We start from the raw sequence: 15401 nt of genomic DNA on the forward strand, positions 1-15401 counted from the left end.
TTGGGTTCATGAGGCGCTTACGATCGTCGAAACGGAAATCCAGAAACTCGGTAAGCAGACTCCAATGCTCGTCAGCCTTGCAACTGACCAGATCGGCGATGGTGATGAACGCTGGCGCGCTGGCTTTGCCGGCCACGGCGGCAGCCCGACTGGCGCGCAGACCTTGCGGATCGTCCCCGTAAAGCTCGTGATAATAGGCCTGACCGATGGTGTCGATCATCTTCAGGACGCCGCTCAGGGTCTGGTTACCCCAATGGCCGGGGTGTTGGCCAGTGCGCTGCGCCAGGCGCATGAGCCAGGTGATGTACTGCTTTTGCTCCCTGCGCGAATCACCGCTCAGCACAGCATCGACACCGCTGCCCCAGCTCAGCGCGCGCCCCAGAAACTCTGCCAGGCCCAGGTAACAGGTATTGCAGAACGTGGTGCGCGCGTCGCCGGCAGAAATATGGCCACCGAGCAGCACGTCCATGCGGTTCTGCTCGCGACCGGCGCTGGAAAAAGGCAGGTCCGGCTCGAAGGCTTGCGTGTACTGGTTGTCGATCACCAGCATCTCGACCCGCGGATCGTCGTACAGAAACAATGCCGAATAGGTGCGGTTTATATTGCCCATCACCGCCGGGGTCATGCCCGCATGACGGCGAGTGGCGACGCGCAGATTGAAGGTGCCGGGCGAGCGACAGGCAATACTCAATTGAGCAGCGCGCAAAAAAGCCAGCGTATAGGCGCTGTCCTTGCCGCCTCCGAAGGCCACCAGCACTTTGAAGCCGGATATTCGCTCGATCCCGCCAGCGGCGACAATCAACCGTTGAATCAGCAACTGTAATGCCGTGCGCTCAGCACGACTGAAATACCCCAACAAACGCTGCAGCACTTGTTGGTAGACGTAATTCATTGCCTGTTCGTGGATAGAACTCATTGTAGGTCACCTGCCCGTCGAACAAGACACGGCAACGTGCGGGCACAGCATCGAACATCAGCCTGACAATCAAATGTGTAGTCGAGCATGACTCATTCCCTGAGTAATAATTACCCAAGTATTATCAGCCCCTCCAAAATAATTACAATATACACTTTGCTTCGAAAACAGGAAAAATATCAATAAATGGCGAGCGAATTAAACAGCGTGTTTAAGCATTCCAGCCACCTGGACACTTCACGACTTATTCTGACGTCAAGTATATTCCACGCCCGACCGCTCTATGACAAGCTCGCGGAGAACACTGTTACTTTGAACAGACAATCGTGCTTTCATTCTGACCTGTAGGAAAGACAAAGTGCATAGCGCATGTTCTGACAGACTGATTAAACTTTAGTACTCATGGCGCCCGCGATGCAGTGCTTGGCAATGTCGGTGGAGTTGAGCCGGTATTTTCAATGAAACCATAAAGATAAAAGTGCCTGGTGCGGCATCGGCGAGGTAGAACACCACACAACCGACACTAAAGCACCTCGACCATCGCGAAACGTTCTAAGCATGCCTCGTCGACATCGAACTGCCTTGCCCTACGCTTGATCAATGCGCTCTGCATTAACGACGCACAAGGAGTTTTGAATCCAAAACAAGGAATGCACATCAATGGTCACGCCATCCGCCTCATTTGACGACCGTTCATCTCCTACCTACTCTAGCCTGTTTCCGGAAAACCTCGCGCATACCACCTCCTCGGGTGCACTGGATTCCAGTGACGGGCCACTCGCCTACCTGAGCGACCTGTATCAAAGAGCCATCAAGCTGGAAATCATGGCCGACAGCAAGGCCGTCAAGCTTGCTGTCCGACGTCCTGAGCTAGGCGATCTGCTGCTCGACGAAGTCAGCACCAACCAGACAGTCTCAGCGCTGAAACTGGTGATCGAAATACTTGCTCATCCCGCGCAGATGCTGGCCGGTAGTAGACCATTGCCAGAAGCCATCGCGGCATCGGGCAGTCATGCAACACTACCATTCCATCTGGCCTTCCAGCAAGTGCGGGCAGTGCTTGAGCAGAAAGACACCACGCTGTTCGATGTGCACAAGCTTGCGTCTTATGACTACCCCAACTTCTGCTACCAGAACTTTCGCCAGAAAGACCTGCGCGCGGCCATGTTGTCGGGCAGCGGTCTTGATCCAGCCCTGCAAACATTGCTGCTGGACAATGAGACTGCGGCGAAAGCCGATTTCTTCAAGACTGCCTACGGCATTGCAGGTAACGCAACCGAGGCTCTGGCGGCAATCAGCAATGTAGCCCTGTTTCGCCACCAGACCGGGCTTAGCGAACAGGACCTTTACGACCTGCTTGCCCTCAAGAGCACAGACGATGGAAAACAGACCGGCTTCATTACCACGGTAAAACGTTCCGGCCACCTCCCGGCCGCAACGCAAACAAATGTTGCGGCCAGTCAGGTGTACGGTGCCTCGTTTATCAACAACGCCAGCGGCCCGGCAATCGCCATTACAGTGCCCGCTGACAGCGCGCAAGGCCAGCAACTGACCAACGTCAGCGCCAGCCATTTCGACCGCCTGCACAAACTTATTCACTTGCAGCACTTTCTTGGCCTGCCGTTCGCCGATGTCGACACGCTGGTCATGTCTGCGTTGCGCGCCGAAGGTCAAACGTCGGCTTTCCATTTCACCGGCAACACGTTGCGAGCAATCGGCGTATTCCGCTACCTGCACCGTGAGTTCAAGGTAACCGCTGGGCAGTTTGCCACCTTGCTTGGCGCATTGCCGGTGTATTCGGTCGGTCAGTCCGTGCCCGTTCTGGATACCCTGCTGGGTGCGCAGGCTGCCAACGGCAACGACAGCAGCCAGACCCGACTGATATTCGATGACGCTGAGTTCGATCTGGATACCGACGCAGGCCACGCCACGCTGGCGCAGATGTGCTACTCACTGAAGATCGACGAACAGACCGCCAGAGACTTCATTGCAACTGCACAGCGATTCCAGCAACCCGCCGCAAAAGGCACCCCCGCAAAGCTGCCCAAACGATCACTGGCCTTGTTTTCTGCGTTGTATCGTCTGGTGTACCTGCCACGCCTGTTAAGGCTCACGCCACAGGCCGGGGCCGGCCTGATGTCGTTGCTGCTCAACGGCAACGACGACCTGCTCAAGCAACTGGCTGGCGCACCGACGCTTCTGGATAACGCAGATCAGCCGGACATCCTCGATGTGATCATGGCTGCGGTAAATCTCACCCAATGGGCGAGGCAGCAGAATATCGGTCTGGATTTATTGGCGCTGCTGTTGACACCCACGCCGAATGTCGAAGCGCAAGTGCTTCCGGCTCCGGCCGACTGGCTGGAATTGATCACGGAATCCGCAGACCGACTGGGCAAGTCATCGCTTGGCGAAGCAAGACTTGCGGCCGCTGCGCAGCAGGTTGCACTCAAGGACGACAAGAATACCTGGCTAAAGCTTTTCAACCCTTTGATTGACACAGATGGCTGGGTCAGGACGATCCCGGTAGTGCAGGGCCAGGACCGACTGGCGGCAATCAATGCTCAGGTTTCAATCTGTCTGACGGGCGCATTAGCGCAAAGTGACGCACTGGATGTAGACGCCTATTTAAAAACCGGTGAGGCCTTTGCCGCGTTGATCAATGGAGCGCTAATCGCTCAGGAAGATGTCATCAAGTCATTGAGTCTCGCGCTATCAGGCAATAGTCATCAGCCGGGGCGATCGGTATTGAGTGAACAGCACGTATTGCTGCTGTTGCGCTGGCTGGATATCAGTACCGCCACCTTGCTCAATGAAATAAAAAACAACGCAATTCAGGCGGGCAGCCAGAACACATTCAGCAAAAGTGCATTCGTCATGTGGGCAGAACTCAAGGGGCATGCCGAGCTGATCATGCGCTTCAACCTCAGCCCTGCCGGGCTGGCGCTGCTACTGGAACACCCTGAGCAAATGGCCCTGGACGAGTCAGGCTCAAGCCTTGACCTGTGCTACCAGCTTGCGTGCTACCGCGCCTGGGTCAACCGCGCTCAGGAGGCTGGTTATCAGGAATCCGATGTACTGGATTATCTGCAGGTCATCAACAGTGACGAAGACAAGTCGACCGGACTTGAAGCGGCAGAACGACTGGCAAAATTGATTGGCTGGAACGCCGAAGAAACGCTATGTGCCGTAGAGACTACATACGTCCCGGAGCCGAAGCCTGCGACAGAAGCGGCCGTCAAAGTTATCGTGAAACCGGATCGCAAGACATTTGCCGACTATCTCGCCAGCCTTGATAAGGATTCAAGAGCGCAGGTGATCGCGTATGGCGGGCTCACCTACATTGCAAGTAACTATTACTGGATTCCCGACGTCAACACGGCGTACGCCTCCCTGCAATCGATATTCATTCCGTTTCGTACGTTTTTAAAAGAAAACCCAGGGCCGCTGATCGTCAGCCCGAATGAGTTCACTGACGTCTATTTGCAAAGCAAAGAAAGAATCGAGTATCTGAAAAAAAGTGGCGACCTCTCAAAATTCAACTACCAGATTCTCGGCTTTACCGATGGCACGAGAACCGGGGACCCTCTGAACGGGCTGCACGGTCCGGCTCCCAAAGAAGAAACTGAGGCCAGACCGATTCAGAAGAGAGCCTACACTGTTGCCGATGTCGATCAGGTCTTGCGCTTACAGTTGCTTTGCCAGAAGACCGGGCTGTCATGCCTGTCGCTCATCGCATTGACTGCACTGGATGCAAAATCTTCCTACGGGCAGGTTCAGTCACTGGCCACGCTGCTGTATGCAAGTTGTAGCGAGACTGAACAGCACGATATCAATAGTCCGCTAAATGAGGCATGGCGAAATGCACTGGTGGGCTACCTCCTGGTCAACGTGCCCGGCAAGGCCGAATATAAGTTTTCTATCGCCGCCGATGCCGATGATCTTTCCAACCTGCTACTGACTGACGTGCAGGTTTCCAGTGAGGTCATGACCAGCCGGGTGGCGCATGCGACGGCCAGTTTGCAACATTACCTGAGCCGATTTTTCGCGCATCTGGAACCGGGCTATGACGCAGCGGCACGTAATGTCGTTGCTGGAGCGGACGATGAATGGCGTCGCTACTGCAATCAGTACACACGCTGGCGGAACTGGCATCAACAGGTCAACCACCCGGAAAACCTCATCCAGCCAGCCTCGCGGCCCGGCAAGAGCCAGCCATTCGTCGAGCTGGAAAATGAGCTGAATCAGGGCAAGCTGACCAACGAAATGGTTCAACTCGCGGTGGCCAATTACATCGGCAAGTTCGAGCAAGTCAGCAACCTGCAAGTGGTGAGCGGCTACCTCGATGGCTTTGACCCGGTAAGCGATACCTACCATTTCATCGGCAAGACCAACGTCGAACCGACTGAGTACTACTGGCGCTCTCTGGACATCAGCCAGCGCGATAACAAGGGGCAACTCAGCCCGTTGGCCTGGAGCGAATGGGAGAAAATCGGCTTGCCTCTCAGTGGGCAGATTGTCCAGACCTCCACAAAAGACGGGCAAACGCTGGACGTGATTCGCCCGATTATTATTGCCGGCCGCCCTTACGTGATATGGGTGGAACGTTCGACCACGCCGATACCCAGCGCGGACGAAACGAAGCAAACACCTACGAAGTTCAGAAAGGTCACTGTTCTTTACTGCTACAAGCAGATCGACGGTTTATGGAGCCCGGCTAACCAATTGATGTGCCTTGACGGCACGGAAAATGGCAAGCGACTGGCGGACAAGGACAACCCCTACCTGAAGGATGACAGCTACCTACCGGGCTTGATCGCGATTGTTGACAAGCACGGCGAGCGGGAGAATGATTCTTGGTTAATCGCATTGCTTTATGACGCAACGACAGAAGACAAAGCTGATAAAGAGAACCCTGTAACAGAGGAAAAGAAAAATACGTTAGGCACGAAAAATAAAGATTTTTTCGTCCAGGCTCGCGACTTGTTGTTGATCGATGAAAGAGCGATAGGCGAAGGGCATAAAAACGAAGATAACAACGAAAGCAAACTGCTTCCTGCACTTCATGCCGAGTATAAAGACCCTTGCAGAATTCAGCACGTGTATGCAGGCAGTATTATATCCAGTCAATCCTCCCTGCTTGCGTTTCAATTTCCTGACAGTGCTTTTACCCTGCCGTCGAGTACAGCCCCAACTAAAACAGAAAACCTCGTTTCCACAAAAAAAAAGCTAGAAACTTATTTAATAGCAAAGTTAGCCGCAAAGCAATCACCCGACATCCGAGGTGATAAACAAGCAAATGGACTGGAAAACTACATTACTGAAACACTCAACGCCGTCGGCATCTCATCACCCGCCATAGAACAGCGAAAGTTAGTTTTAGACTTACTACTCGAGCCATTTAATGGCAGTTCAAACAACGCAATCAACGAAAAGCACACATCAACATTCTCTGAGCTCTTCATACTAAACAGCACAATAAATACGCCTGAATATTTGATTAAACATATAAAGACTTTAAATTTCGACACCACAACAATCAACGGAAACCTGACTGTAAAACTAACCTTCACGCGGCAAATCCGCTTAGACAGACATTATGAATACGATATCACGTACCACCTCGTCACTTTCGTCTCCGCCAAGAAAAAACCGAGCAAGCTACTGGCCTATTTCAAAAGAACGCCTTACAACACTTTACACATTGCCTTCGAGGTTTTGCAGCAAATTCCACTGCCCGACAGTATATCGCCTGCCATGCAAAATGATGCCGCCTTTGCATCCATACAGCTAAAAGTGCTTACCAAAGCTGCGGTTGACGAGACGTTCGTAGAGCGGGTCAAAAAAAATGTGGTCGCCAATGGAAACGCTATTATCGAGGCAGACCTTGATGGGATTTCAGCTGGCACCTACCAGATCGCTTTGGTGGGGGTGGACAACTGGACAATCAATCAACTCCATGAAGTCAAAATAGTCTCCTCGCGAACATCCACTCAATGGGACTGCAAAGTCACCCGAAACCCGGAACAGGCTCTTTATCTAGAACTCAGTGGTATGCAAGACCTCCCTTTCACCACTATTCGGCTCAACACCCTGTTCGGCAAGCAATTGGTCAGTCGGGTCACTCAGTCGGTGGATCGAGTTTTTGCGTGGGACACCCAGATGCTTTTAGAGCCTGCCATCGCAACCGGAGCAGCTATCCCGGTGGACTTTCACGGGGCCAACGGACGCTACTTCCGCGAGCTATTTCTGCACCTCCCATTTCTGGTCGCCTCGCGTCTCAGCGAAGAAAAACAGTTCCAGGAAGCGTTACGCTGGTGTACTGAGCACCTGTTTGACCCGTACCGTATCGGGCAGGGCGAGCAAAACCAGCCAGCACTCTGGAGCACTCGCCCACTTGCCGAGACCAGCACAGGCACGTCGCAACTTGACGACTCTGTTGACCCGGCGACACGAGCCTTCACCTCGTCCCGTCATTATCGGCAGGCCGTGTTCCTTTTTTTGGTAGAGCATTGGCAGCGCGAGGGCGATCACTATTATCGACAACTGACGCGAGACAGCCTCACCCAGGCCTGGCTCAGCTATCAGCAGGCGCTCAAGCTGATCGGGCCGATTACTCAAACGTCGGGAGTGGACAACTGGACGGCACAGCCACTCAAAGACGTCACCGAAGGTGCATTCCGTAAACCGCTCAGCGCTCGTCTAACCGATCTGCGCAAGACGGTCGATCAACGCCTGTTCAACCTTCGTCACGGCTTGACACTTGACGGCAAAATCATGCCTACGCTGTCTCTCTATGCAACTGAGGATTCATTCGCGCAGACGTCAGGCAAAAGCAGCGGGTTACGCACCACCTTTAACATTGACGCCGCCCTGATACCGCCTTATCGCTTTCGTGCGCAGCTGTTTCAGGTACAGCAAGCTATCAACAGGCTGATTGAAATTGGCCGTCACTCCATACTGCTGATGGAAAGACAAGCAAACCTTGCGCTGGCGGTGCAATTGCAAGAGCAACAGATCAAGCTCGCCGATTTCACGGTCACACTCCAGACTGAAGCGCTGAACGCTGCACTGGCAGCCAGGCAGACACTGATCACCAGTACCCAATCGGCACAGCGAAGACATTCCTTTTATTTGAGTCAGTTCAACGAAGACCGGACCGCACTTGAATCTGCTGCCATGACGTACACGACCCTCTCGTCAACTATCAAATCCGCTGTCTCAGTACCCGAAGTCGTCGCAGGAGCACTTGGCGCGTTGCCTACCATCTTCGGTCTTGCAAATGGTGGGCACTCTTACACTGCCCCGGTGCGTGCCAGTATTGCTGTCGCTCATATCATGGGCCAGTCACTTGCCGAGCTATCAGCCAGGTTGACCACAGAAGCCGAATACGAGCGCAGATCGCGGGAATGGAACCTTGAAATCGATCTGGCTCAATATGAACAAGAGACCATCGAACATCAGATTGTCGAGCAGGACATCCTTATCAAGGCAGCAAAAACCAGCGTTGAAGAAGCCAGGGCTCAGCGTGTCGCATTGCAGGAGGCCTATTTCTCCATGACTAACGGCTTTATGATCCTTCCCACCTACAATTGGCTGGTTGCGCGACTGGCGACTGTCTACGCCCCCGCCTACGACGCGGTACTGTCAATGGCTCTTGCCCTCGAAGGTGCCTGGCGCTATGAGATGGGCGACTACGAGCGTCCGCAGTTCATTCGTACCAGCGGCTGGAATGACAACTTCCGCGGCATGCTGGCCGGAGAGTCGTTGCAACTGGATGTGCTGGAAATGGAGGCTGCCTACCTGCAGGGTTCCGAACGGCGAATGAACATTCGAAAAACGGTTTCGCTCAGATCCCAGGCAGGCATCACCGACGACAGTAAATGGCTTAAGATATTGCAGGAACTGGGCACCAAGCCTCTGATGTTTTCCTTGAAAGCAGCCGACTTTGACCGCAACTACCCAGGGCATTATCTGCGTCAGCTCAAGCATGTGTCGGTGTCATTCAAGTTGCAGTCCGGTGAACCGGACGGCTTGCAGAACCTCTGTGCCGTACTCACCCAGACAGGCAGCACCACGCTGGTCAAACCGGATATCGAAGCCGTCAGGCTTTTGTACGGGACACGCAAGTCCAACCCGTACCTCAAGACCAACCTGCGCGCGCAACAGCAGATTGCGCTGTCTTCCAGCCTCTCGGACGATGGCCGGGGTATAGGCAACGAAGGCTGGCTGTGCAATCTGATGTTCGACGATGGGCGCTATTTGCCTTTCGAAGGGACAGGCGCGATATCGAACTGGACGCTGGCATTTCCGGATGCAGACGTTGTGAAGCAGTTCATAGGCAAGGATAACAAAGCTGCGGTTACCGACATCCAGCTGCATATCGTCTACACCGTTGCGGATGGTGGCAGCCAGTTTGCTTCATCCATCAAGCAATTGTTGAAGGAGCAGGAAACACCAAAACCCTGAATGCAAAAGCCCTCCAGAACGGAGGGCTTTTTCACGACAGCAAAAATAATATCAGACCGCCTCGACTTCCAGCACTGCACGCCCACCAATCGGGCAGACATCCATGTAACGGTGCGCCTGCACCACGTGCTCGAACGGGAAGCTGCGCGTCTGCAAAGGCTTCAATACCTTATCGGCTGTCATCTGGTTGATGTCCTGCAAGGCACGCTGCAACGCCTGCTGATCCTGAGTGATGCCGAGTTCCGGCTTACCAGTGAAATTGCCCAGACAGTGCACGTAAAACTGGATGTTCTTCTGAAAGGCTGCGCAAGCCGGGAACGGCGTCTGATTGCCGCCTTGCAAGCCATACAGCACCAGGCTGCCGCGTGGCGCCAGCACGTCACCCATGATCGACATCTGCGGACCGCCCAAACCATCGAAAACCGCATCGACGCCACGGTTATCGGTGTATTTGTTGATCGCCATCAGCAAGTCCTGCTCTTCGGTGACGACCACCTTGTCGGCGCCCAGCGACAACAGATACTCACGCGCATCTTCAGTCTTGGTCGCAGCGATGACACGCACGCCCAGCGCCTTGCCCAACTGCACGAACGCAGGCCCGGAACAATGACTGGCATCGGTGACCAGAACGGTCTGCCCAGCCTTGATGCGCGCCAGATCGACGTAGGCAAAGTAGGCCACCAGGTACGGCGTGTAATGCACGCTGGCTTCGACCGGCGTCAGCACATCAGGGTAGCGGGTCAGCGCCAGACGCGGCATCACGATGGACTCGCCATAGACCGGATGCTGGTTGGCGTCGGCGGCAGGAAAGCTGGCCACCTTGTCGCCCACGTGCAGGTCATCGACCCCTTCGCCGAGCGCAGTGACCACGCCCGCCATTTCGTAACCCAGACCGGCAGGCAGACGCGCCTGGGTCGAAGCGAGATTTTGCCGCCAGAGAACGTCATACCAGCTGACACCAATGGCCTGCACGCGCACTTGCACCTCGCCGGGTGCAGGCGACGCGACGGGTTGCTCTTCAACCTTGAGCACCTCGGCCGGGCCGAACTGGTGAAAACGGATCGTGCGGGACATTTAGAACCTCGCCTGGTAAACCTTGATGCCACAAACTTTATCCGGGCATTGCCGGTAACACCATCGGTGGCTATTAATAGTCGACATGCCTGTCATCGATTGTGTCCTGTGCGCTACAGGTCACAGCCAGACAGCGTCTGGCAGCCGACAGGCAGAACGGCCGCCATTGTTCGCATGTCGACGAAACATTGCAAGCCATGTGGACATTCGACGGTGCGGTGATTAATTTTCGCTGCGCCTGATCAGCGTTTGCTCGTACTATCGCACCCTGCTCACGTCCTCAACCGACCAATGGCCCGAGATATTCTGTATGAACCGTAACGACCTGCGTCGTGTCGACCTCAATCTGCTCATCGTTTTTGAAACCCTGATGCATGAAAAAAGCGTGACGCGCGCGGCGGAAAAACTGTTCCTCGGCCAACCAGCCATCAGCGCCGCGCTCTCGCGCCTGCGCAGCCTGTTCGATGACCCTCTGTTCGTGCGCACCGGACGCAGCATGGAGCCAACCGCTCGCGCCACAGAAATCTTCGCCCTGCTCTCCCCGGCGCTGGACTCGATCTCGACCGCCGTCAGCCGTGCTTCGGAATTCGATCCGGCCACCAGCACCTCGGTATTCCGCATCGGCCTGTCCGACGATGTCGAATTCGCCCTGCTGCCTACCCTGCTCAAGCGCCTGCGCTCCGAAGCACCGGGAATTGTGCTGGTGGTCAGGCGGGTCAACTACATCCTGATGCCGCCGCTGCTGGCCTCGGGCGAGATTTCGGTCGGTGTCAGCTACACGCAAGACCTGCCCGCCAACGCCAAACGCAAAGTCTTGCGCCGCAGCAAGCCTCAACTGCTGCGCGCCGACTCGATTCCCGGCCCCTTGAGCCTCGACGACTTCTGCGCCCGCCCCCACGCACTGGTGTCATTCGCCGGCGACCTGAGCGGTTTTATCGACGAACACCTGGAAAAACTGGACCGCAAACGCCACGTCGTCCTCGCCGTGCCGCAGTTCAACGGACTGGCAACGCTGCTGACCGGCACCGACATCATCGCCACCGTGCCGGATTACGCTGCGCAGGTACTGACGGCGGCGGGAGGTGTTCGATCTGAAGACCTGCCGATTGAGACGCGCACGTTTGAATTGCACATGGCTTGGCGGGGGGCGCAGGATAATGATCCTGGGGAGCGGTGGTTGAGGTCGCGGATTCAGATGTTTTTTGGGGATCCGGATAGTCTGTAATGGAATTCCACCAATTTCCATAAAACCTCTTAATAACAACAACTAATTGGTTATTTTAGTCCTCTGCCGTCTGTCTGGACCCAATGGATTCCACGACTCATGCGGGCTAATTTCGGTTCCTTAAAAAGAATACTCCCACCGATGCCCCCAGATAATGTGGTTGTTTTCAAACGAAAACTCAGCGATGCCTTGATCCGCTCGGCTCGCTGACTGTTGTGATAGACATTTGAAACTCCTACAGCCAGCACCCTTGTCACCGAAGCAGCCTGCTGGAAAGCGCCCCGTTGAGAGGCGCTACACAGGGCGCTTGCCTCGGTGTTTAGGCACGTACCGCCATCACCCCTGCATCAACATCCCAGATAGCACCGGTCACCCAGGAAGTTTTATCGGAGAGTAAGAAGAGGATGGTATTGGCGACGTCTTCAGGAACACCGACTCGACCCAGTGGGTGGAAATCGTTTAGCGACTTCATCGCATCCGGGATCGCTTCCTTGTCCATGAAGCCTTCATAGATCGAGGTGTGAACGATGCCAGGCGAAACGGCATTGACTCGGATACCTGAGTGAGCCAATTCAATTGCCAGGTTTCGGGTGACTGCGTGTAGGCCCGCTTTAGCCATCGAATAAGCGGTTGCTGGAGAGCCGGCCAGCGCGGCTTGCGCGCCAATCGAACCGACGTTGACAATGGAGCCTTCGCGCTTGGCAGCAAGCATATTTTTGACCACTGCCTGCGTGATAAAGAATGTAGCGCGGTTCAGATCCAGGTACATGTCGTAGTCAGCCTCGTCGTGCTCGATGAAAGGCTTCGGAATGAATATGCCTGCAGAGTTCACCATGAAGCCGATGTCACTGTGGTTGGCATTGATTTCGCTGCGTACATGATTCATCCCTTCCTCGGTCATGAGGTTGGCAACGATCACTGATACGTTCCCCAGCGGACTCAGCTCGGCGCGCACAGCATCGGCTTTATCCTGTTTACTACCGGTGAGAACCACGCTGCCACCCGCCTTTAAAAACTGGCGCGCTGTTTCCAGGCCCATGCCGCTCGTGCCGCCGACGACCAACAGTTTTTTGCCTTTAAAAAAATCGTTCATTGCAGACTCCGGTATCAGATAAGTGAAAGGTGGTCAGCGGCCAGGTGCCGTGCTGACCTGTGGCCAGAACAGTTAGCCTTCGATGACTTCGAGCTTAGGGAGCATGCGGATGACTTTAGAGAAGTTGGCGTAGTTGCCCGAAGTCTTGAGCACCACGTTGTGCAGCTCCTCGACACACTCACGAGAAGCATCTGTGTGCAGGCGAATCACGACACTCACCTCGTCGTAGCCTGGGTTAACGCTTTCGTCGATCCCCAGGAAGCCACGCAGGTCGAGAGTGCCGTCGGTCTCAATTTCCAGGCTGTGAATCTTGATGCCCATCATTGCGGCATTGGCGGCATAGCCGACCGACATGCAGGAGTTTAGAGCAGCCATCAGCAGCTCCTGAGGGTTGGGCGCGGTGTTCTCGCCCAGTAATTCATTCGGCTCATCGGCTGCAATTTCAAAATCGCGGGAATAGGTCTCACCGGCCAAGCTGTAACGGCTGACTTTGGCTACAGAACGGGTCTGACCCTTCCAAGCGGTTTTAACGTTGAAGCTTGCGTGGCGCTTGGTCGCATCACCAGCAACGCCTTCGGCGAAATTCTGGAGTGCGGCGACATCGATACCATTCAGGTTGCTGCTCATGTGGACGTTCCTCTTCAGATAAGCCGGACGATTCGACCGGAAGAGAAACAAGACTACCAAGTAGTAGGTTGCCTTACAAGAAAGATGACGCTACCAATAGCTTTGAAAATCTAGACTGCATAGAGAAATTGGGAATATTGATGACAGCATAGTGGGAGTCGTGACCGACAGAATCACTCCGAGAGTGACGCCAGCACAAGACATCTCATAGGTCTATGCATCAGGTTGGTTTTATGCAATTGTACGAATTGACGGCACAAGGCCGTCATCACGTAGATATAAAATCAAGGAGGTGTTATGGCTGTTTATGCCCCAGGCCACGTGCTGGGACAAGATGGAGGTAGGTCACTTTGAACGCAGCCAAGAGCGCGGTTGCCGCTCGCCATGGGCGGTACTGTACGATTCGCGATCACGAAAAAGCGCCGCCTACAAGCAAGCCTTCGCGTCATTGGCTGCAAATCTACTGCACACCAGATAATACCGAGTGATCTATCCGGTGGATTTTAGTCTGCACTAATTAATACAAGCGTAGATCGGCTCGCGGCCCTGAATCAACTGACTCAAGGCCGCCTGCTCTTGGCAGGCGATCAAATCGAGAAGCTATTGGAAGATGTACCAAAGATACAGCGATGAAAGATGCCCCCTGAAAAGGGAATGCAGCGGTAGAGTCAATAAATGTGCTTGCTAGAGTTTTCAGTGACGAAGGGTAGATAAAATCAAATCAAATCCCGAAGATTTCTCGTAATCATCGCTCATCGCCCAAGAAACAAAGCTCGCACCTTCCAAAGTATTCAATATGAGCCTTGAAACCCTGATTACATCCAGGTCGGCTTTGAGCTCTCCTCGATCTTGACCTTGTTTAATATTCGCTTGGAGCCAAGTGAGATGGATCTCAAAGAAATCCTTTGTCATTTCTTTGAGGCTTTCAGGCAGCGCCAGAAGCTCTGCGGCCAGAGCTCCACAAAGTGGAAGCATCCCATTTAGACTGCTATGTGCGAACATCAAGGCGAATGCCTTCAGCCGGTCGACAACACTGACGTGTTCACCATTGATAGCGTCCAGCTGCTTCTTGAACCGGAACAGGTAGCTTTCGACGATGGCAATCGCCAAGCCTTCCTTGGTGGGAAAATGATGATGAATACTCGCCTTTTTAATGCCGATGTCGTCCGCTAGGTCTGCGTAGCTGAAGGCCGCATAGCCTTTCGTGCGCAGCAGAACCTCGGCGCTGGTCAAAAGGTCTGAACGTGTGCTCATGATCGTGTATCCAAATTTATCATCTAGACATCATAAATTAGTCACACCTCATAAGACAGCGTTCGCCTTGCGAAGTACTGAGCTGCCTATACTTTGTGCCTCCTGCGGAATGCTTCTTCCATCTTGATGGCCTGTACGGAAACGCTGCATAGGACAAACGTCCGCGGCGCGTTTCAAACGATCGGTGAGAACGCCGGACACATCAAGCAGGGCTTGTCCAGGCTGAGGCCTCAAGGCCCACACGAATCAAACGGCCCTCAACGCCCCGCCTGCTACATCCTTTGAACTCTGTGCGCATGCAGTCCGGAGCCAGCACGCGCTGTTCGGCGCGAAGGATGACCCCGCACGACACAGTTCGTCAGATACAAGTCCCAAACTATGTGCTGGCAGGTAAAATGGCATAATATGCCAATAGTCGAAAGGACCTGTATGTCCAGAGCTGGAGCTAATCATGGCGACGCGAAACGTTGTACTCACCCCTCACCAGGAACAGGTTATCCATGACCTGGTGCAGTCCGGCCGTTATCAGAATGCCAGCGAAGTGGTGCGAGAAGGTTTGCGGCTATTGGAACAGCGCGTCGCCGAAGACACCGCCAAAATTGAGGCCCTGCGTCAGGCGACCTCTATCGGCGCCATGGACCTTGAGCAAGGGCGCTTTACTAAGTTGAACGAAGGGGATTTGGAGCACTACCTCGAGGGCTTGAGCCTGGAGGCAACCCTCCACGCGCGCGAGAAACACTGAG

7 protein-coding genes and 1 pseudogene are annotated in these 15401 nt (G+C 54.4%); 3 read left to right on the forward strand and 5 right to left on the reverse strand.

Annotated elements, in window-relative coordinates:
• Nucleotides 1–916 (reverse strand): annotated as a pseudogene (locus tag ABJ99_RS05505) (hypothetical protein); the annotation flags it as partial.
• Nucleotides 917–1576: 660 nt separating this feature from the next.
• On the opposite strand from ABJ99_RS05505, the gene ABJ99_RS05510 reads away from it, so the two are divergent.
• Nucleotides 1577–9385, forward strand: coding sequence for a Tc toxin subunit A-related protein (locus ABJ99_RS05510; protein WP_054084943.1), 7809 nt, complete (start codon nt 1577–1579; stop codon nt 9383–9385).
• A gap of 51 nt (nt 9386–9436) precedes the next feature.
• Here the strand turns inward: ABJ99_RS05510 and ABJ99_RS05515 are convergent, their stop codons facing one another.
• Nucleotides 9437–10459: a zinc-dependent alcohol dehydrogenase family protein gene (locus ABJ99_RS05515; protein ID WP_054084944.1), complete on the reverse strand. Its 1023-nt coding sequence runs from the start codon at nt 10457–10459 to the stop codon at nt 9437–9439.
• Nucleotides 10460–10769: 310 nt separating this feature from the next.
• On the opposite strand from ABJ99_RS05515, the gene ABJ99_RS05520 reads away from it, so the two are divergent.
• A complete protein-coding gene (locus tag ABJ99_RS05520; protein WP_054084945.1) occupies nt 10770–11684 on the forward strand; it encodes a LysR family transcriptional regulator in 915 nt (304 codons plus the stop codon).
• A gap of 319 nt (nt 11685–12003) precedes the next feature.
• Here ABJ99_RS05520 and ABJ99_RS05525 read toward each other — a convergent pair whose 3' ends face one another.
• The 3 genes from ABJ99_RS05525 to ABJ99_RS05535 form a co-directional block, all read right to left on the reverse strand.
• Entirely contained in the window at nt 12004–12777 is a 774-nt protein-coding gene (locus tag ABJ99_RS05525; protein WP_054084946.1) for an SDR family NAD(P)-dependent oxidoreductase, read from the reverse strand.
• 72 nt (nt 12778–12849) lie between these two features.
• On the reverse strand, nt 12850–13404 hold the full coding sequence (locus tag ABJ99_RS05530) for an OsmC family protein (protein ID WP_054084947.1): 555 nt from the start codon (nt 13402–13404) through the stop codon (nt 12850–12852).
• 693 nt (nt 13405–14097) lie between these two features.
• Entirely contained in the window at nt 14098–14658 is a 561-nt protein-coding gene (locus tag ABJ99_RS05535; RefSeq protein WP_054084948.1) for a TetR/AcrR family transcriptional regulator, read from the reverse strand.
• Nucleotides 14659–15109: 451 nt separating this feature from the next.
• On the opposite strand from ABJ99_RS05535, the gene ABJ99_RS05540 reads away from it, so the two are divergent.
• Entirely contained in the window at nt 15110–15400 is a 291-nt protein-coding gene (locus tag ABJ99_RS05540) for a type II toxin-antitoxin system ParD family antitoxin (RefSeq protein WP_054084949.1), read from the forward strand.
• The last annotated feature ends 1 nt before the right edge of the window (nt 15401 follow it).

Source organism: Pseudomonas syringae pv. cilantro (assembly GCF_001293775.1).
Taxonomy (GTDB): domain Bacteria; phylum Pseudomonadota; class Gammaproteobacteria; order Pseudomonadales; family Pseudomonadaceae; genus Aquipseudomonas; species Aquipseudomonas syringae_P.

Excerpts from the sequence above, each read along its gene's own strand:
- ABJ99_RS05510 (WP_054084943.1), top strand. The coding sequence starts at position 1,577 with ATGGTCACGCCATCCGCCTCATTTGACGACCGTTCATCTCCTACCTAC.
- ABJ99_RS05515 (WP_054084944.1), bottom strand. The coding sequence starts at position 10,459 with ATGTCCCGCACGATCCGTTTTCACCAGTTCGGCCCGGCCGAGGTGCTC.
- ABJ99_RS05520 (WP_054084945.1), top strand. The coding sequence starts at position 10,770 with ATGAACCGTAACGACCTGCGTCGTGTCGACCTCAATCTGCTCATCGTT.
- ABJ99_RS05525 (WP_054084946.1), bottom strand. The coding sequence starts at position 12,777 with ATGAACGATTTTTTTAAAGGCAAAAAACTGTTGGTCGTCGGCGGCACG.
- ABJ99_RS05530 (WP_054084947.1), bottom strand. The coding sequence starts at position 13,404 with ATGAGCAGCAACCTGAATGGTATCGATGTCGCCGCACTCCAGAATTTC.
- ABJ99_RS05535 (WP_054084948.1), bottom strand. The coding sequence starts at position 14,658 with ATGAGCACACGTTCAGACCTTTTGACCAGCGCCGAGGTTCTGCTGCGC.
- ABJ99_RS05540 (WP_054084949.1), top strand. The coding sequence starts at position 15,110 with ATGGCGACGCGAAACGTTGTACTCACCCCTCACCAGGAACAGGTTATC.